The organism is Ruegeria sp. AJ12, assembly GCF_056536245.1.
The window spans coordinates 3,877,973-3,894,367 of record NZ_JBQFJJ010000001.1; the positions used below are offsets into that span (position 1 = coordinate 3,877,973).

Here is a 16,395-nt window from a genome sequence, read left to right on the forward strand (position 1 = left end):
GTGAATAATTTGATCATATTGTGATCCGCAATCGTTTTTGCAGGAGGTTCTCCGATGTCCACGATCACCAACCACATGCCGACCGCCGAATTGCAGGCCCTGGATGCCGCGCATCACCTTCACCCATTCTCTGCCAACGGATCGCTTGGCAAGGAAGGCGCGCGCGTGATCACGCGCGCCAGAGGCGTCTATCTGACCGACAGCGAGGGCGAGGAGATTCTGGATGCCATGGCCGGGCTGTGGTGCGTCAACATCGGCTACGGTCGCGATGAGCTGGCTGATGTCGCTGCGCGGCAGATGCGCGAACTGCCCTACTATAACACTTTCTTCAAGACGACCCATGTTCCGGCGATCGCGCTGGCGGCCAAAATTGCGGAACTTGCACCGGGTGACCTGAACCACGTCTTCTTCGCCGCAGGCGGGTCTGAAGCAAATGACACCAACATTCGTCTGGTGCGGACCTACTGGGCCGAAAAGGGTCAGCCAGACAAGAATGTCATCATCAGCCGCAAGAATGCCTATCATGGCTCGTCCGTGGGTTCGGCGTCTTTGGGCGGAATGGCAGGCATGCACGCGCAAGGCGGTATCCCGATTCCGAACATCCATCACATCAATCAACCAAACTGGTGGGCCGAGGGTGGCGACATGACACCCGAAGAATTCGGCCTCGCCCGTGCACGTGAGCTGGAAGAAGCCATCCTGGAACTGGGCGAGGACCGCGTCGCAGCCTTTATCGCCGAACCTGTCCAGGGTGCAGGCGGCGTGATCGTCGCGCCCGATACATACTGGCCCGAGATTCAGCGCATTTGCGACAAGTACGATATTCTGCTGATCGCAGATGAGGTGATTTGTGGCTTTGGCCGCACCGGGAATTGGTTCGGATCGGAAACCGTCGGGATCAAGCCACATATCATGACCATCGCCAAAGGCCTCAGCTCGGGTTATGCACCAATCGGTGGGTCCATCGTCAACGACGAAATCGCCGAGGTGATCGGCGGCACCGAATTCAACCACGGTTACACCTATTCCGGTCATCCGGTCGCGGCGGCTGTGGCGCTGGAAAACCTGCGCATTCTCGAAGAAGAAAAGATCGTCGACCATGTCCGGGACGTGGCGGCCCCCTACCTGAAAGAGAAATGGGAGGCACTGACGGACCACCCCTTGGTGGGCGAGGCCAAGATCGTTGGTATGATGGCCTCGATCGCATTGACCCCGGACAAGGCCAGCCGCGCCAAATTCGCGTCTGAGCCGGGCGTCGTCGGCTACGTCTGTCGCGATCGCTGTTTTGCCAACAACCTGATCATGCGGCATGTGGGCGACCGCATGATCGTCTCACCGCCGCTGATCCTGACCCCTGCGGATATCGACGAGATGTTTGTGCGCATCCACAAATCTCTGGACGAAGCGCACGCCGAAATCATCGCGCAGGGATTGATGAAGTCGGCATCCTGAACCATCGCCCACGGCGTCATACGCGATGGGAGGCGGCCATGTGAGGCCGCCTCCTGTTTTGCTTACAAGTCTTTTTGGCGAACTGCCTGTCGACCAGCGCCCGGAGTTGCATACCGGGTGCAAGTACTGTCTAGTACGCCAACTGATCGGACAACCAGGTGAGAAGGTGTTCTGTGCTTGGGTGTTGATCCCGCGCCGTGCCCCTGAACACCGAGAGTTCCGTTGGTCGCTTCACCATCTCTCGACACGGCCTGATCAGCTTGCCCTCGGCGATCATACCTTCGGTCGTTCGCCGCCAGCCAAGGGCAATGCCCTGCCCCGTTGCCGCCGCCTGCAACGTCACCGGATAGCTGTCGAACGGAACAATGCGATGGCGGCTGGGCAGAGATGACCCAACACATTTGAACCAGCCCGGCCAGTCCATCCAATCCTGCGGAACCACGGAATGTGACAAGAGGGGAAAGGCCACAAGATCCCGCGGTGACAGAGGGAGTTCTGCTTCTTTCACCAGCGATGGCGCACACACCGGAAAAATGTCATCGGCCGCCGTGAAAGCCAGACGCGCCGATCCGGAGGTGCGGCCCGAGGTCTGGATGGCGACGTCGAAGGCTTCGGAGGAATCCGTAAACGGTTTTAGGGCACTGACGACCCGCAACTCGACGCCGGGGTGCTGTTCATGAAAGCCCGAGAGCCGTGGCATGAGCCAATAGAATGCCTCGCAAAGCTGGCAATGCAGCACCAGTTCACCGGACCGTCTGCGACCACGCAGTAAGGCGATTTCGCCTGCGATATCCGACAGAGACGCCCCAACCACGCGCCCGAGGCGCCGACCGGCATCTGTCAAAAAGACCGCTCTGTTGCGCCGCTCGAACAGTTTTGTGCCGAGTTCCTTTTCCAGCAACGCTATCTGCTTGCTGATGGCGGTTTGAGTTAACCCGAGCTCAGCCGCTGCCAACGAAAAGCTTTCATGCCGCGCGGCCGCCTCAAAAGGTGTCAGGCGCGACAGTGGCGGCAATCTCCGGGCAAGGCTATCCATAACTTTGGCTCATGCAAAAATCCAAATTACTCATTTTTTCTTTCGCAAGATACATGATTTTTGGGTTCTGACGATACGTACGTGAAAGTCGAATTCCATGTCGCGCACCCAGCTTGGCCTCTTCTTCTGTTTTGCTTTTGTCACGCTCGAAGCGTTTCAGGCGGTTTACCTAGGGTCCGTTTTTCAGAATGCGGACTCGTTTCTCACGGGCACGTGGGTGTTTGGACTCTCTGTCGTTGGATGCACGATTGCCACCGCGATTTTCAGACCAAACGAACTCTGGCTGTCGGTTCGATCGTGGAGAATCGTCCTGGTCCTGAACCTTTTTGCGTCCCTGACATGGACCACCTACTTCATCGCGGTCCAGATCATCGAACCTGCGGTTGTCTTTACGATCTTCTCGGGAATGCTGCCCCTTGGCACAGTCGTGGGAGCCTGGATCGGATTGCCCGAGGCACGTATTCCAAAACGCTCGATGGTGCGTATTGGCACTGCAACGATCCTGGTTTCGATTCTGGCACTTGGTACCGTCACGGTTCTTGGGTTTTCGGGATTTACTCGCGGCGGTGCTGCGACTGCTTTGGCGGGTGTCGTTCTGTCGGCCTTGTCGGGCGGCTGTACGGCGTTCGTGATCCTCTACTCGGTTCGCTTGAATCAAAGGGGCGTCGGCCCGCTCGCCCAATTTGGATTGCGCTTTATTCTGTACACGGCACTGGCATTTGCCGCCTTTCTCGCAGGTTTGGACGACAAGGGCATCCCGTTGGCACTTGAAGATATGGCCGTGATTGTCCTCGTCGGCCTGTGCGTCATCGCCTTTCCGCTGTATCTGGTTCAGAAAGCCATCCCACTTGTTCCGGCATCAATAATTGCAGCCGTGGCCGCTCTGGGTCCGGCCTTCGTTTTCTTGATGCAGCTATTCGACGGCCGTATCGATTACTCAACCGCGACCCTTGCGGGCCTGATGATCTACATGGTCGGGGCGCTGCTGACGGCATACGGCGCAACGGCGAGTCTTGAACCCCAAAGCCGAGGATGAAAAACCGTTGCAACGGAATCCAAGACGGCTTTGCATATCACGGAACGCAGATGTCATTCGTGACCATCACTCAGAACCTCAACGCATGCGCTCCAACAGTTTCAGAGTCGCATACCCATCCGGCAGCAGGCCTTCTGCCAGTTGATATGCGCGCACCGCATTGATTGTGTTCGGGCCAATGCGGCCATCAATGCTCTGCGTATCAAATCCGGCCTGTGTCAGGCGAGTTTGAAGCTCTTTACGCTCGGTAAAACTGAGAACACGGTCTCCGCGCGGCCAGTCAGCTTTGAACGAGCTGCGGCCCGCAAGCCTGTCGGACAAGTGGCCGATGCCAATGACGTAGGCATCCGCGCCATTGTATTTTTCGATGACCTGAAAGTTGTCGAAGATCATCAGGGCCACACCTTGCCCGCCCGCTGGCAGCAGAATTGCCGCCTGCCCGTGATCCGGAACCGGATTGCCATCCTTCGCCAGCACGCCGCGCCGCGCCCATTCCGAGGGCGACAATGTAAAGGTCCGCTTGGCTGTCGCGTAATCAAAACCCTGCGGCAGGCGCACCTCGACCCCCCAGGGCTGTCCTTTGGTCCAACCGTGCCGCTTCAGATACGCCGCCGCAGACGCCAGAGCATCCGTCGGGTCCTCGGACCAGATGTCGCGCCGCCCGTCTCCGTCAAAATCCACCGCGTGGTCCAGATAGGAGGTTGGCATGAACTGCGTGTGCCCCATCGCACCTGCCCAGCTGCCAATCATGTTGCCGGCACTGACATCCCCGGCCTGAATGATCCGCAAAGCCGCGATCAGCTGGGTTTCGAAAAACTGCGCTCTTCGCGCATCAAAAGCCAACGTCGCCAGCGACCGGATGGTTTGATTGCTGCCCCGGTACGCGCCAAACGAGGTCTCAAGCCCCCAGATGGCGGTCACAACCTCTTTCTCGACCCCGTATTTTGCCTCGATCTGTTGCAACACCTGTCGGTTCTGATGCAGCGCTGCGCGACCACTGGACAAGCGCGTGTCGGAAACCGCCGAATCCAGATATTCCCAGATCGGTTTGGAGAATTCGGCCTGATTTCGATCTCGCTTTATGACTTGCGTGTCATATGTCACCCCGGTGAGGGCTTTTGCCAGCGTCGATTGCGAGATGCCGTAATCCAGCGCCCGCCTTTGAAACGCCCCAAGCCAGGCCTGAAACCGGGCGTTTCCAGCCGTCGACACCCGCATCACCTCTGCCGAAGGGCGCGGAACAGGGCGTACCGACACGGTTACATCCGCTGACGCCAGCTGGAGTGTGTTGTCAAATGGCCTGCTATCCGGCCTCAAAGAGTTGCCTGTAGTATCCGCCTGTCCGATGGATGCCCACAATGCGACGGTCATGACGCCGCCTACGCATATACGCATTCCGATTTTTTCCTGATTACTGCTCAACCCTAGGATAGCGCAAAATCAGGATTTCACAAAGCACTCAACGCTCGGACGCGTTCTCTTGTGCCTCGCGCTCCGCCCGTATGCGGGCCAATGCATCGCGCAGCATCGGCACGCGATTTGGCCGAAAGCTCTGATCTGTCACGGACATCTCTTGCATCCGGTCCAGACGGAACACGCGATAATCCTGTCTGAGGTGACACCAACTCAGCAGCACATTCGAGCGGTCCATGTAAACGATGCTCAGCGGGTTCACGCGCCTGCGCGTGGCATCCCCTTTTGCGTCCGTATACGAGAATTCGATCGTGCGCTCGTCCCACGTGGCTTGCCGCAAGTCGGCAACTTCGATCGTGGGTGTGGGCGGTCGATGGAACCGTGTTGCGGCCAGCACCGCGTGGCTCAATCGGTGTGACTGGCGTTGCGGCAGCCGACCCTGCAACTTGCGCAGTGCCGCGCTGGCCGCGCCCGACAATGCCGGATCACCGATCACCTGAACCTCGCGCAGACCGAGAACCAGTGCTTCAAGCTCGTCATCGGTGAATCCCAACGGCGGCAATGTGGCGTCTTCGATAAGGGTAAATCCAAACCCAGCCTCACCGTCTATCACCGCCCCAAGGCCGCGCAGGGCATCGACATCGCGGTGGATCGTGCGGGGCGACACGCCGAGATCCCCAGCCAGTTGAACCGAGGTTTTCGGCGACGGGCCAGAGCGCAAGGCTTGCATGAGCTGGAACAGGCGGGCGGTACGGGACATAGTGCATTCTACCCTATCCCTAATGCCAGAAACTGTCATCAGACACCTCTAGGGTCCGGCCATCCCCAACGATGGAGCCCCTTGATGCTGACCCTTCTTACTTACCCGTCGGCCTTCGGTTTGTTCAGCGCCAGCCCGTTCTGCGTGAAAACCGCACTGATGCTGCAAAAATCTGGCCAGACCTGGGAGCGTTCCGACATACTGGATCCTCGCAAGATGCCGCATCAGAAGCTGCCTGTGCTGCGAACGCCCGAGCGTTTGATACCAGACAGCGACCTGATCCGCGATTGGCTGGAACAGCAAGGGGCCGATTTCGACGCGGGCCTGACAGATGTGGAAAAAGCGCAATCCCGCGCGCTGATCCGCATGGCCGAGGAACATCTGTACTTCCACATCGTTCTGGACCGCTGGGAAAATGATGAGGTCTGGCCCATCCTGCGCGAGATGTTCTTTAACGGTATTCCAGCGCTGATCCGCAAACCAGCGTCAAACGCGATCCGCAAGTCTGTTCTGAAGCGCATCAACGCTCAGGGCATTGGCCGCTTTTCCCTGAATGAACGTCTGGACCGGGTCGAACGCGACCTCGAGGCGATCTCGGCCTATCTGTGGCAATCGCCGTTTCTGCTGGGCGAACGCCCGACCGCTGCGGATATGAGCGTTGGCCCCATGCTGGCCGCGATGCGTGCGACACCCGTCGAAACACCGCTGACCCGACGCATCAAAGAGGATAACGTGCTCAACAGTTATGTAGACCGGATGGAACAGGCTGTACCGCTGTCATGACCCATATTGAAGACCCCACCGTAGCGGCCGCCTTTGCGGCTTTACCATCGGACACACGTACCGGGACGCTTGCCTTGCGCGATCTGATCCTTGAGACCGCCAGCACCCTGCCCGGCGCCCAACCGCTGCAAGAGGCGCTGCGGTGGGGGCAACCGGCCTATCTGGCCCCCAAGGGCTCAACCATTCGGCTGGGTGGGCACAAATCCGCGTCATTTGCCCTGTTCGTGCATTGCCAGAGCCGCCTGATGGGGGATTTCACATCGGCCTTTCCGGGCGAAGACCGGATTGATGGCAATCGGGCCATCCTCTTCGATGATCCGGGCCAGATTGATGACACCCGCCATGGCTGGATCATCGCGCGGGCTTTGACCTATCACCTCTGACGGCGCTTGCGCTCGATCTTGCGTTTGATCTTGTCCTTCTTGCGCTTGGCGCTGACAGCCTTGCGCCGTGTGGGGCGCCCTGTAGACCCACGTCCGCGCGGCAGGGCCTGATCATCTATCGACAGCAACTCCAGTTCCAGCCCGCCGGTGACGGGCGTCGCCTCGGTCAGGCGCACGGTCACGCGCTGACCGATGGCAATGATCAGGCCGGTGTCCGACCCCATCAAGGTGCCCGCCTCGCGGTCGAAATGAAAGAATTCACGCCCCAACGACCGCACAGGCACCAACCCATCCGCCCCGGTTTCGTCCATCTTCACAAAGGCCCCGAACCGGGCAATGCCGCTGATCCGGCCAGTGAATTCATTGCCGACCCGCTCGCTGAGATAGGCGGCCAGATAGCGATCTGTCGTGTCCCGTTCCGCCATCATCGAGCGGCGCTCGGTATCCGAAATATGAGCGGCGGTTTCTTCCAGCCGGTCAACTTCCTCTTCGGTCAGACCATCCTTGCCCCAATCGTGGGCCGAGATCAGCGCACGGTGCACGATCAGGTCTGAATAGCGGCGGATCGGTGACGTGAAATGCGCATAATTCCGAAGCGCCAGCCCAAAATGGCCGAAGTTCTCGGGGTTGTAGTAGGCCTGCGCCATCGACCGCAGCGTGCTCAGATTGATTAGTTCGGCATCTTCGGTTCCCGCAGCCGCATTTAGCAGCGCATTCAGATGCCGCGTCTGCAGCACCTGACCTTTGGCCAGATTCAGGCCTGCCGCCTGAGCCGTTTCCCGCAGGCTTTCCAGCTTTTCAGGCGCGGGTTCTTCGTGCACACGGAAAAGCAATGGACGGCGCTTGGCAATCAGGGTTTCTGCCGCCGCGACATTGGCGAGGATCATGAACTCTTCGATCAGGCGATGCGCATCCAGCCGCTCGCGGAAGGCGACGCTTTCCACCTCACCCTTGTCGCTGAGAACGATCTTACGCTCCGGTAGGTCCAGATCCAGCGGTTGGCGCTCGGCCCGTGCTTTCTTCAAAGCAGCATAGGCGGCATAAAGCGGTTTCAACACCGGCTCCAACAGAGGGCCGGTCCGATCATTTGGGTTGCCGTCAACCGCGTCCTGAACCTCGACATAATTCAGTGACGCCACGGATCGCATCAAACCGCGAACAAAACGATGGCCGATTTTATGGCCGTCGGCGTCGATCTGCATGCGAACGGCGATACAGGCGCGTGGAACACCCTCGTGCAACGAACACAGATCACCCGACAGACGATCCGGTAACATCGGCACCACCCGATCCGGGAAATAGCTTGAGTTGCCGCGCTTGCGCGCCTCTCGGTCCAGCGCCGTGCCGGGCCGCACATAGGCTGCGACGTCAGCAATTGCCACCCAGATCACATGACCGCCAGAGTTCTTCGGGTCATCGTCCGCATGCGCATAGCAGGCATCGTCATGATCGCGCGCATCGGATGGGTCGATGGTCAACAAGGGCACGTCTCGCAGGTCTTCACGGCCTTTCAAGCCAACCGGTTTGGCTGTGTCGGCTTCAGCGATGACCGTGTCCGGAAAATCGTCCGGTATCCCGTGCTGATGAATGGCGATCAGCGAAACCGCCTTGGGCGCTGTCGGGTCGCCAAGCCGCTCGACAATGCGCGCGCGCGGCAATCCCATGCGGTTCTTTGGTCCTGCCTGTTCAGCCTCGACCAGTTCTCCGTCTTTGGCACCCAAAACGGCGCCGTCCTGAACCAGCCATTCGGTCTGACCGGCCTTGTCGATGGGAACAATACGCCCACCCTCTGCGCCCTTGCGGAAAATACCGACAATCCGTTTCGGATTGGAACCGATCCGGCGGATCAGTCGCGCTTCGTAGTTGTGGTCTTCTTCATGCACCACGGTCAGGCGCGCCAGAATTCGATCACCCTCGCCCAGCGCGGGATCGCTTGCACGGGGCACGATCAGAACGATGGGCTCCACGCCTTCGCCATGCCACTCCAGCGGGCGGGCAAACAGGTCGCCGTCCGAATTGGGTACCTTGACTTGCAGCACGCTCACCGGCGGCAAGCGGTCGGGGTCACGATAGCTGCGTTTGCGTTTTTCCAGATGCCCGTCGGCCTCAAGCTCCCGAAGGATACGCTTTAGATCGATCCGATCCGCACCCTTGATGCCGAAGGCCTTGGCGATATCGCGTTTCGAAGTCAGGGTGGGGTTCGCCGAGATCCAGTCCAGGACCTCCTGCTTGGAGGGAATGCGAGTCATGTCTTCCGCCTAGCACGACCATGCGACTGCGTCATGACCAAAAAGAGCGCTGCGCCTCAACGTTGCAAGTCGTCGAGCGTATCGACATCGCTCAACTGTTCCAAAAACGCCAATCGGTGCCGTGGCACCGTGGTCAGTGTGTCAGACAAGGCGTGTTCGGTCGACCAGCGCACGTCACGGAATAGACCGTTGGGCAGCGCCTTGTATCGTTGTGCCCCCACCAGCCAGTACCCGCCATCCGGTGCAGGCCCGAACACCATCTGATCCCGACCCAGCGCGCGGTACGCGTTCGCGATGTGCCGTCGCGTGATGCCCGGGATATCCGCGCCGATCAGACAGACCGGCCCCCTTGGCGCTGACTGCAGCAATCGGCCCATGCGGTCCCCCAGATCACCGCGCCCCTGAGGCTCACGGTTCAGGTCGGAAGGCCATACGCGACTGCGCAACCCCTCGCGATCCGGTGAAACGGCCAACGTGATCCGCCAACGTGGATCGCGCAATCGCAGAATCAGTGATCGGGTCTGATGCCGAAACCACCACGCTGCATCGACCATGCCGATATCCTTGCCCAGCCGGGTTTTGACCCGGCCCGGGCGAGGTTCCTTGACCATGATGACCAACGTGCGTTGCATCGCTCAGGCAAAGTAGTCCGACAATATCCGCGTATAAATCGCCTTGAGCTGATGGATCTGATCGATCTCGACGCATTCATCCACCTGATGCATCGTGCGCCCGACCAGGCCGAACTCGACCACCGGGCAATGGTTCTTGACGAAACGCGCATCTGACGTACCGCCCGTTGTGGACAGTTCCGGCGAAATGCCGGTCTCGGATTCGACAGCTTTTGCGACCAGATCGGACAATGGCCCCGGCGGCGTCAAAAAGCTTTCGCCCGAAACCTTGATTCGCCTTTCCACCGCGACCCCGAAACCCTGCGCAACCTGATCGGCTTCCGATTGCAGCCACTCACTGAGGCTTTCCCCCGAATGCAAGTCGTTGAAACGGATATTCACCGCGCCCCTGCATTGCGCCGGGATGACATTGGTTGCGGTGTTTCCGGTGTCAATCGTCACGACGGCCAGAGTCGACGCATCAAAATGCTCGGTCCCCTGATCCAGTTCGTGACTGGCCAGCCGATCCATCAGCCGCGCCATTGCCGGCAGCGGGTTTTTGGCACGGTGGGGATAGGCTGCGTGCCCCTGCACGCCCGTGATCGTGAACCACGCCGTCATCGACCCGCGCCTGCCAATCTTGATCATCTCACCCATGGTGTTCGGGCAGGTCGGCTCTCCGACCAGACAAGCCGACATGTGCTCACCGGTCTGGTCCATGAAGTCCAACAGGGCCGTTGTGCCGTCCAAGGCATCTCCTTCCTCATCTCCGGTGATGGTCAGAATGATGGCGCCGTCCGGAGGCGTATTCTGTACGAAATCAACCGCAGCGGCGGCAAACGCGGCAACGCCAGATTTCATGTCGGTTGCACCGCGCCCATATATCACGCCATTGTCGATCTCAGCCCCAAAGGGCGGTCTGGTCCACGCGCCTTCGTCCCCGACCGGGACAACATCCGTATGACCATTGAACCCAAAGCTTTTCGCATGACCTTTCGCGCCCCATCGGGCAAACAGATTGCTGATGCCTCCCCGGTCGACGCGGGTGCACTCAAAGCCACCACGCCTCAGAACCGCCTCCAAAAGAACGAGGGCGCCGCCTTCCTCAGGTGTGACTGATGGGCAACGGATCAGGTCTGCCGTCAACTGGACTGGGTCAGTCATAGAGTGCCTTTCAAATGGGTCCCACTTGGGGTTCGTGCACAGATTCAACGAATTGGCCGGATTTCCAACCCCATCGTACAAAAAACTGTTTGTCAGCAACGTCGAATATCGTTTTGACACATCGAGAAAACATGGGGTTTGACCCCGCGACCGTCTTGCCGTGCCTTTCAAAACTGCGTTACAGGGCGGCGAAACAGGTAACGGACCATGAAGCGCGTACTTTTCGCATTGATCGGCCTGACTTTCGCGGTACTTACACAGCAAAGCCAGGCGCAGTCCCTATCGGTCACCACCGTGACCCGCCCTCCGTTTTCCTATGTCGAAGACGGGGCACAGGTGGGGTTTTCCATGGATCTGCTGGAGGCCTTGGCCGAGTCCCTGGACTGGGATTACACGGTCAATCGGGTCGATGCGTTCGGCGAAATGCTGAACTCGGTTCAGGACGGCCGCGCGGATCTTGCGATCGCCAATATCTCGATCACGGCCTCGCGTGAGACCCAAATGGATTTCAGCCAGCCGATTTTCGAGGCCGGTCTGCAAATCATGGTGCCATCCGACGCCGCCCGCAGGCCGTCTTTGCTGCAGGCCTTGTTGTCGCGCGAGTTGTTCATTGCCATTGGCCTTGCCTTTGCCATCCTGCTGGGTGGCGGCATGCTGATGTGGGGGTTCGAGCGTCGCGCCCAGCCATACTTTGACCGGGGACTGAACGAGGCGTGGTTCCCGTCGTTCTGGTGGGCCTTGAATCTGGTCGTGAACGGCGGGTTCGAAGAGCGGATGCCCCGCACACCGTTTGGACGCCTGCTGGGTGTCGTGCTGGTTGTGTCGTCCCTGTTCATCGTGTCGGTATTCACCGCCCGGATCACCTCGGTCATGACGGTGGATGCGATCACCGGTAACGTCAATTCCGTCAATGACCTGTACGGCAAGAATGTTGGCACAATTTCGGGATCAACAGCGGCCAGTTTTCTGAACCGGCGGGAGATCGAGTTTTCAAGTTATCCCGGTCTTGAAGAAATGCTGGATGCGTTCAAGGCCAAGGATCTGGATGCCGTCGTCTTTGACGCGCCAATCCTGTCCTATTTCGCCGCGCATGAAGGCCGCAGGATCGCAACCATGACCGGCGGGATTTTCCTGCGTGAAAACTACGGCATCGTTTTCCCGACCGGGTCGCCACTGGTGGAAGAGGTCAATCAGGCGCTGCTGGCCCTGCGCGAAGACGGAACCTATGACGAAATCTATCGAAAGTGGTTTGGGTCCCGGAATTAATCCTCTGCCGCGTCCTTTCCAAAAAACGGCGTCATCTGCGCAACGATGACCGCGTTTTCGTCCAGGGCCCGCTGCATCAGGGCACGTTCATCGGCCTCAATGTCATGGCCCTGCGCCTCGCGCTCGGCCAACGTGCCGTAACCGGTCACGTCCAAGGGGGCCGTGTCAGCCTGTTTCAGAATGGCGACCGTTTCCCGCACAGCTTCGGCCTCATCAACACCGCTGGCAAAGCACATCAGGGCAGCGCCGGTCGCGCCTTTAGGCAGGCCGTCACCCTCTTTGCGGCCAATCTGGACCAAGAGCGTGTAGACCTGTTGTCGGGACGGTTTCTTTTGCTTTTCCATGGCAGCGCCTTAGCGACGGGGATACCATTGGTCAAGATTTGCACGGGACGCGCGCCCAGTCTGGGGCGCCAATGTCCTCGCCTTCCACGTGGGATCACCCCGTCAGGGTCAGGTCCTGCGCCAGCATGAGAGCGTTTTTGTCTGGATCGTAGAACGTTGCAGTGCTCACCATCCCTTCGATGGTTTCTGTGTCGCCGTCAAATGCGACCCCGGCGGCTTCCAATGCAGACCGAGCCGACTTGATATCGCTGACGCCAAACACAGGCACGGTATTTCCTGGCGCTGGTTCGGCCTGTTCGCCCAGTCCCAGGGTGACGCCTTGGGTTTTCGTCTGCATTTCGCTCCAACCAGCGTCATCAATATGGTGAATCAACTCAAATCCAAGCTTGTCGTGATACCATTCCGCGCTGGCGTGTCGGTCGCGGACTGAAATGGCCAGCGTGATGGTGTTTTCCAAAGAAACGAGCGGCATTTATCTTTCCCTATGACAGAAATTAAAGTAACTATACTTTATGGACATAAAGACACTTGTCAAGCTCACCTCCCGCTCATGGTCTCTGAGCATTTTGGCATCGCTCCACAAAGGCGTGCCCGGTCGGCAAGCGTCCCTTTTGGCAGCGACCAACGCCAGCAGAACGTCTTTTTCAGCAAGCCTTGAACACCTGATCCAACTCGGGCTGCTGGAACGAAACCCGGGTCACGGCCACCCTTTGCGACCGGAATTCAGATTGACCGAAAATGGCAGGAAAGCCGCGGAAGTCGCCAGCAGGATCGTCCGTGCCGTCCCCGATGAAACCGAGTTTTCCTTGCTCAGGCGCAGCTGGACGGTTCCAATTCTGGCCCTGACGCATGCGCCAAAGCGTTTCTCAGGCATCAAATCGGAGTTGGCCACAATATCGGACCGAGCCCTGTCCAAGTCACTTCACCAACTGGAAGCGCAGGCGTGGGTGCACCGCGATATCGTCACCTCGGAACGGGTGCCGCACCCGACCTATCGCGCTGTGAACCGGGGGGCAAAAATCAATCAGGCCATTGATCTGGTTGCATAGAAATCGTGTCAGAACTGTAAAGGAAAAAAAGGCTGCGGATGACAGCCGCAGCCTTTTCGAAAATGGTGACCGATCAGTCCCGCAACAGCTCGTTGATACCGGTTTTGGATCGGGTCTTTTCATCCACGCGCTTAACGATCACAGCGCAGTATAAGCTGATATTGTTCTTGGACGGCATAGACCCGGAGACAACAACCGAATAAGGCGGAACCTCACCATAGGTGACCTCGCCGGTTTCGCGATCAACGATCTTTGTCGACTGGCCGATGTACACGCCCATGCCCAGAACCGAGCCTTCGCGGACAATACAACCCTCGACCACTTCGGAGCGCGCGCCGATAAAGCAGTTATCCTCGATAATCGTCGGGCCCGCCTGCATAGGCTCCAGCACTCCGCCGATTCCCACACCGCCCGAAAGGTGTACGTTTTTGCCAATCTGCGCACAGGATCCGACCGTGGCCCATGTATCCACCATAGTGCCTTCGTCCACATAGGCGCCCAGATTCACGAACGATGGCATCAAGACCACGCCCGGCGCAATGTAGGCCGATTTACGAACGACGCAGTTCGGCACTGCACGAAAGCCCGCAGCGCGCCACTGATTGTCCCCCCATCCGGCGAATTTGCTGTCCACCTTGTCCCACCAGCCGCCATCCTGCGGCCCGCCTGACTGGATTTCCATATCCTTGATGCGAAAGCCCAGCAAAACGGCCTTTTTGGCCCACTGGTTCACATGCCAACTGCCATCGTCGAGCTTTTCCGCAACGCGCAGCGACCCGCTGTCCAACGCGTTCAGCGTATCTTCGATCGCCTCGCGCTGTTCTCCCGATGTGGCGGGCGTGATCGTGTCACGCGCGTCCCAGGCGGCGTCGATAGCGGTTTCCAGTTGCGCGTTGGACATTGGGTGGCTCCCACAAGAATCTGTTCACGTTGGTCTGGCCTATACGCAAGACAAACCCATGGCGCAATGCGACGCTGATACACCCGATTGCGGCTGATTGGCACTTTGTCAGGACGTCAGCGGGTCCGGAGCGATATTGCCGCCACAAATCAGGACTGCAACACGCTCGTCCGGTTCGGGTTTATACGCACCGCAAGTCAGCGCCGCCAGTGCCGTTGCACCGGCCGGTTCAACCAAAATGCGATGCGACTGCCACAACGTCTTCTGTGCCTCTGCAATTGCACGGTCCGGCACGAGAACAGACGCCATGCCCTGCGCCAAACCAAAGCAGATCGATCCTATGCGCCTTGCGCCCAGTGAATTGGCGGCGATTCCGGATACCGAAACGTCGACCGGTGCACCCGCCTCCAGGGCGGCATTCAGCGCGCAGGAGGTTTCGGGCTCGACCGCCACAACTTTGCGCGCGCCCTGAAACCAGGCCAGCGCCCCGGCGATCAATCCTCCGCCGCCAACGGCAATGAGGATAGTATCGGCCTCCAGGCCTTGCACGTCCCATTCCGCAAAGCACGTGCCCTGGCCTGCCACTGTCGCCATCGCGTCATAGGCATGGATTTGCATGGCGCCGGTTTCCTCTTCATGAGCGCGGGCCAGTGTCAGGGCGTTGGCGTATTCCCCGGGCACCACGCTCAGATCGGCGCCCATCTGTTGGATCAGTGCGATCTTGGACGGTCCGGCCAGTTCCGGCACAAAGATCTTGGCGGGATACCCCAGTGATCGCGCCGCAAATGCAGCCGCCGCGCCGTGATTGCCGCCGGATGCGGCCACAACACCCGCCTCAGGCACATCCGAGCTCAGCAGAGTGTTGAACGCCCCGCGCGCCTTGAAGCTGCCGGTATGCTGCATGTGCTCCAGCTTCAACTCTACCGGATAGTCCAGCCCCAGCCTGCGGCTTTCCATCACCGGGGTCACCTGCGCATAACCGTCAATGCGCTTGGCGGCCTCTGAAATCTCTGTGTTCCAATTCATTCTTGTCTTTCCGTGGCTGGCACTCTGCCCGCGAACCCTATAGCTGTTTGGAAAACACGCAAGCAGGGAACCCCCGCAATGAGAGAAGACCGCCTCAGCCCGTTTCGCGATGCGCAGACCGATCGTTCGACCGCGAGCGAAGTCCCGGACACGCCGCAGACCCGGTCCCCGGCCTATCGCCTTGCTTTTGCTGATGACGATTTCCTGTGCCGGGATGAACTGCGCCCTGTGCGGCTGCAACTGGAATTGCTGAAGCCGGAAATGATCATGAGTGAGCGTGAGATTACGTCGACCATCGTCATGTTCGGCGGCGCGCGCATTCCAGAACCGGCACAAAAGCACACCGCCCGCACTTCGACACTGGCGGGGTTATCGCAATATTACGACGAGGCGCGGGAATTTGCCCGCCTGATGACCGAGAAATCCAATCGAACCGGTTGCCGCGAGAACGTGATCGTGACCGGTGGCGGACCAGGTGTCATGGAAGCGGGAAACCGCGGCGCGCAGGATGCGGGCGGCTGTTCTATCGGCCTGAATATCGTGTTGCCGCATGAGCAGGCGCCCAACCACTATGTCACGCCTGAGCTCAGTTTTAACTTCCACTATTTTGCGGTGCGCAAGATGCATTTCCTGATGCGCGCGCGGGCCATCACCATCTTCCCCGGTGGGTTCGGCACGATGGACGAACTGTTTGAATCGCTGACTTTGATCCAGACAGGGCGAATGGAGCGCGTCCCCTTCCTGCTGTTTGGTCGTGAATTCTGGGAGAGGGTGATCAATTGGGAGGCCCTGGCCGACGCGGGCACGATTTCCGATCAGGACCTTGACCTCTTCCGCTTTGTCGACACGGCCCAACAGGCGGTCGATATCATCGAAAACTGGGAGCCCGCCCCGCCCCGTGATGAAATCCCGGGACGCTGAC

At 59.2% G+C, this 16,395-nt stretch carries 17 protein-coding genes; 7 read left to right on the plus strand and 10 right to left on the minus strand.

Annotated features, from left to right (window positions below):
* Positions 1-54: 54 nt before the first annotated feature.
* Positions 55-1,452: an aspartate aminotransferase family protein gene (locus tag ACR3E0_RS19405; protein ID WP_480480650.1), complete on the plus strand. Its 1,398-nt coding sequence runs from the start codon at positions 55-57 to the stop codon at positions 1,450-1,452.
* A 130-nt stretch (positions 1,453-1,582) separates the two neighbouring features.
* Here the strand turns inward: ACR3E0_RS19405 and ACR3E0_RS19410 are convergent, their stop codons facing one another.
* A complete protein-coding gene (locus ACR3E0_RS19410) occupies positions 1,583-2,488 on the minus strand; it encodes a LysR substrate-binding domain-containing protein (protein ID WP_480480652.1) in 906 nt (301 codons plus the stop codon).
* Between the two features lie 97 nt (positions 2,489-2,585).
* Between ACR3E0_RS19410 and ACR3E0_RS19415 the strand changes: the two genes are divergently transcribed.
* Entirely contained in the window at positions 2,586-3,524 is a 939-nt protein-coding gene (locus ACR3E0_RS19415; protein ID WP_480480653.1) for a hypothetical protein, read from the plus strand.
* Positions 3,525-3,602: 78 nt separating this feature from the next.
* Here ACR3E0_RS19415 and ACR3E0_RS19420 read toward each other — a convergent pair whose 3' ends face one another.
* Together ACR3E0_RS19420 and ACR3E0_RS19425 are read right to left on the minus strand one after the other, a co-directional pair.
* Positions 3,603-4,919, minus strand: a complete 1,317-nt coding sequence (locus ACR3E0_RS19420; protein WP_480480655.1) for a lytic murein transglycosylase — start codon at positions 4,917-4,919, stop codon at positions 3,603-3,605.
* A 64-nt stretch (positions 4,920-4,983) separates the two neighbouring features.
* Positions 4,984-5,697: a helix-turn-helix transcriptional regulator gene (locus ACR3E0_RS19425; RefSeq protein WP_480480657.1), complete on the minus strand. Its 714-nt coding sequence runs from the start codon at positions 5,695-5,697 to the stop codon at positions 4,984-4,986.
* A gap of 84 nt (positions 5,698-5,781) precedes the next feature.
* Here ACR3E0_RS19425 and ACR3E0_RS19430 point away from each other — a divergent pair, with 84 nt between their 5' ends.
* Entirely contained in the window at positions 5,782-6,480 is a 699-nt protein-coding gene (locus ACR3E0_RS19430) for a glutathione S-transferase family protein (RefSeq protein WP_480480659.1), read from the plus strand.
* Complete coding sequence (locus tag ACR3E0_RS19435; protein ID WP_480480661.1) at positions 6,477-6,863, plus strand: DUF1801 domain-containing protein; 387 nt, start codon at positions 6,477-6,479, stop codon at positions 6,861-6,863. Before ACR3E0_RS19430 ends, ACR3E0_RS19435 begins: the two co-directional genes overlap by 4 nt.
* Here the strand turns inward: ACR3E0_RS19435 and rnr are convergent.
* The 3 genes from rnr to dapE are packed head-to-tail and all read right to left on the minus strand — an operon-like array spanning position 6,854 to position 10,887.
* The gene (rnr, locus tag ACR3E0_RS19440; RefSeq protein WP_480480663.1) at positions 6,854-9,112 is read right to left on the minus strand and encodes a ribonuclease R; all 2,259 of its coding nucleotides are present in this window, start codon (positions 9,110-9,112) and stop codon (positions 6,854-6,856) included. The two genes, ACR3E0_RS19435 and rnr, sit on opposite strands and share 10 nt — an antisense overlap.
* A 56-nt stretch (positions 9,113-9,168) precedes the next feature.
* Positions 9,169-9,744, minus strand: a complete 576-nt coding sequence (locus ACR3E0_RS19445) for a TIGR04282 family arsenosugar biosynthesis glycosyltransferase (RefSeq protein ID WP_480480664.1) — start codon at positions 9,742-9,744, stop codon at positions 9,169-9,171.
* Positions 9,745-9,747: 3 nt separating this feature from the next.
* The gene (gene dapE, locus ACR3E0_RS19450; protein ID WP_480480666.1) at positions 9,748-10,887 is read right to left on the minus strand and encodes a succinyl-diaminopimelate desuccinylase; all 1,140 of its coding nucleotides are present in this window, start codon (positions 10,885-10,887) and stop codon (positions 9,748-9,750) included.
* A 207-nt stretch (positions 10,888-11,094) separates the two neighbouring features.
* Between dapE and ACR3E0_RS19455 the strand changes: the two genes are divergently transcribed.
* Positions 11,095-12,153: a transporter substrate-binding domain-containing protein gene (locus tag ACR3E0_RS19455; protein ID WP_480480668.1), complete on the plus strand. Its 1,059-nt coding sequence runs from the start codon at positions 11,095-11,097 to the stop codon at positions 12,151-12,153.
* Here ACR3E0_RS19455 and ACR3E0_RS19460 read toward each other — a convergent pair.
* Positions 12,150-12,497, minus strand: a complete 348-nt coding sequence (locus ACR3E0_RS19460; protein WP_480480670.1) for a hypothetical protein — start codon at positions 12,495-12,497, stop codon at positions 12,150-12,152. The genes ACR3E0_RS19455 and ACR3E0_RS19460 overlap by 4 nt on opposite strands.
* 94 nt (positions 12,498-12,591) lie before the next feature.
* Positions 12,592-12,969, minus strand: coding sequence for a VOC family protein (locus ACR3E0_RS19465; RefSeq protein ID WP_480480672.1), 378 nt, complete (start codon positions 12,967-12,969; stop codon positions 12,592-12,594).
* Between the two features lie 40 nt (positions 12,970-13,009).
* Between ACR3E0_RS19465 and ACR3E0_RS19470 the strand changes: the two genes are divergently transcribed.
* Positions 13,010-13,546 (plus strand): winged helix-turn-helix transcriptional regulator, encoded by a 537-nt coding sequence (locus tag ACR3E0_RS19470; protein ID WP_480480674.1) that lies wholly within the window; start codon positions 13,010-13,012, stop codon positions 13,544-13,546.
* A gap of 73 nt (positions 13,547-13,619) precedes the next feature.
* Here ACR3E0_RS19470 and dapD read toward each other — a convergent pair whose 3' ends face one another.
* Together dapD and ACR3E0_RS19480 are read right to left on the minus strand one after the other, a co-directional pair.
* Entirely contained in the window at positions 13,620-14,447 is an 828-nt protein-coding gene (gene dapD / locus ACR3E0_RS19475; protein WP_480480676.1) for a 2,3,4,5-tetrahydropyridine-2,6-dicarboxylate N-succinyltransferase, read from the minus strand.
* Between the two features lie 108 nt (positions 14,448-14,555).
* Positions 14,556-15,473, minus strand: coding sequence for a threonine/serine dehydratase (locus ACR3E0_RS19480; RefSeq protein ID WP_480480678.1), 918 nt, complete (start codon positions 15,471-15,473; stop codon positions 14,556-14,558).
* A 78-nt stretch (positions 15,474-15,551) separates the two neighbouring features.
* Here ACR3E0_RS19480 and ACR3E0_RS19485 point away from each other — a divergent pair, with 78 nt between their 5' ends.
* Positions 15,552-16,394 carry an LOG family protein gene (locus tag ACR3E0_RS19485; RefSeq protein WP_480480680.1) on the plus strand — a complete coding sequence of 281 codons (843 nt, stop codon included), beginning with the start codon at positions 15,552-15,554 and terminating at the stop codon, positions 16,392-16,394.
* The last annotated feature ends 1 nt before the right edge of the window (position 16,395 follow it).

Coding starts and splice junctions, on each gene's coding strand:
- ACR3E0_RS19445 (WP_480480664.1), bottom strand. CDS start 9,744: ATGCAACGCACGTTGGTCATCATGGTCAAGGAACCTCGCCCGGGCCGG.
- ACR3E0_RS19485 (WP_480480680.1), top strand. CDS start 15,552: ATGAGAGAAGACCGCCTCAGCCCGTTTCGCGATGCGCAGACCGATCGT.
- ACR3E0_RS19415 (WP_480480653.1), top strand. CDS start 2,586: ATGTCGCGCACCCAGCTTGGCCTCTTCTTCTGTTTTGCTTTTGTCACG.
- ACR3E0_RS19405 (WP_480480650.1), top strand. CDS start 55: ATGTCCACGATCACCAACCACATGCCGACCGCCGAATTGCAGGCCCTG.
- ACR3E0_RS19410 (WP_480480652.1), bottom strand. CDS start 2,488: ATGGATAGCCTTGCCCGGAGATTGCCGCCACTGTCGCGCCTGACACCT.
- ACR3E0_RS19465 (WP_480480672.1), bottom strand. CDS start 12,969: ATGCCGCTCGTTTCTTTGGAAAACACCATCACGCTGGCCATTTCAGTC.
- ACR3E0_RS19480 (WP_480480678.1), bottom strand. CDS start 15,473: ATGAATTGGAACACAGAGATTTCAGAGGCCGCCAAGCGCATTGACGGT.
- ACR3E0_RS19420 (WP_480480655.1), bottom strand. CDS start 4,919: ATGCGTATATGCGTAGGCGGCGTCATGACCGTCGCATTGTGGGCATCC.
- ACR3E0_RS19430 (WP_480480659.1), top strand. CDS start 5,782: ATGCTGACCCTTCTTACTTACCCGTCGGCCTTCGGTTTGTTCAGCGCC.
- ACR3E0_RS19470 (WP_480480674.1), top strand. CDS start 13,010: ATGGACATAAAGACACTTGTCAAGCTCACCTCCCGCTCATGGTCTCTG.
- ACR3E0_RS19455 (WP_480480668.1), top strand. CDS start 11,095: ATGAAGCGCGTACTTTTCGCATTGATCGGCCTGACTTTCGCGGTACTT.
- ACR3E0_RS19460 (WP_480480670.1), bottom strand. CDS start 12,497: ATGGAAAAGCAAAAGAAACCGTCCCGACAACAGGTCTACACGCTCTTG.
- dapD (WP_480480676.1), bottom strand. CDS start 14,447: ATGTCCAACGCGCAACTGGAAACCGCTATCGACGCCGCCTGGGACGCG.
- ACR3E0_RS19435 (WP_480480661.1), top strand. CDS start 6,477: ATGACCCATATTGAAGACCCCACCGTAGCGGCCGCCTTTGCGGCTTTA.
- dapE (WP_480480666.1), bottom strand. CDS start 10,887: ATGACTGACCCAGTCCAGTTGACGGCAGACCTGATCCGTTGCCCATCA.
- ACR3E0_RS19425 (WP_480480657.1), bottom strand. CDS start 5,697: ATGTCCCGTACCGCCCGCCTGTTCCAGCTCATGCAAGCCTTGCGCTCT.
- rnr (WP_480480663.1), bottom strand. CDS start 9,112: ATGACTCGCATTCCCTCCAAGCAGGAGGTCCTGGACTGGATCTCGGCG.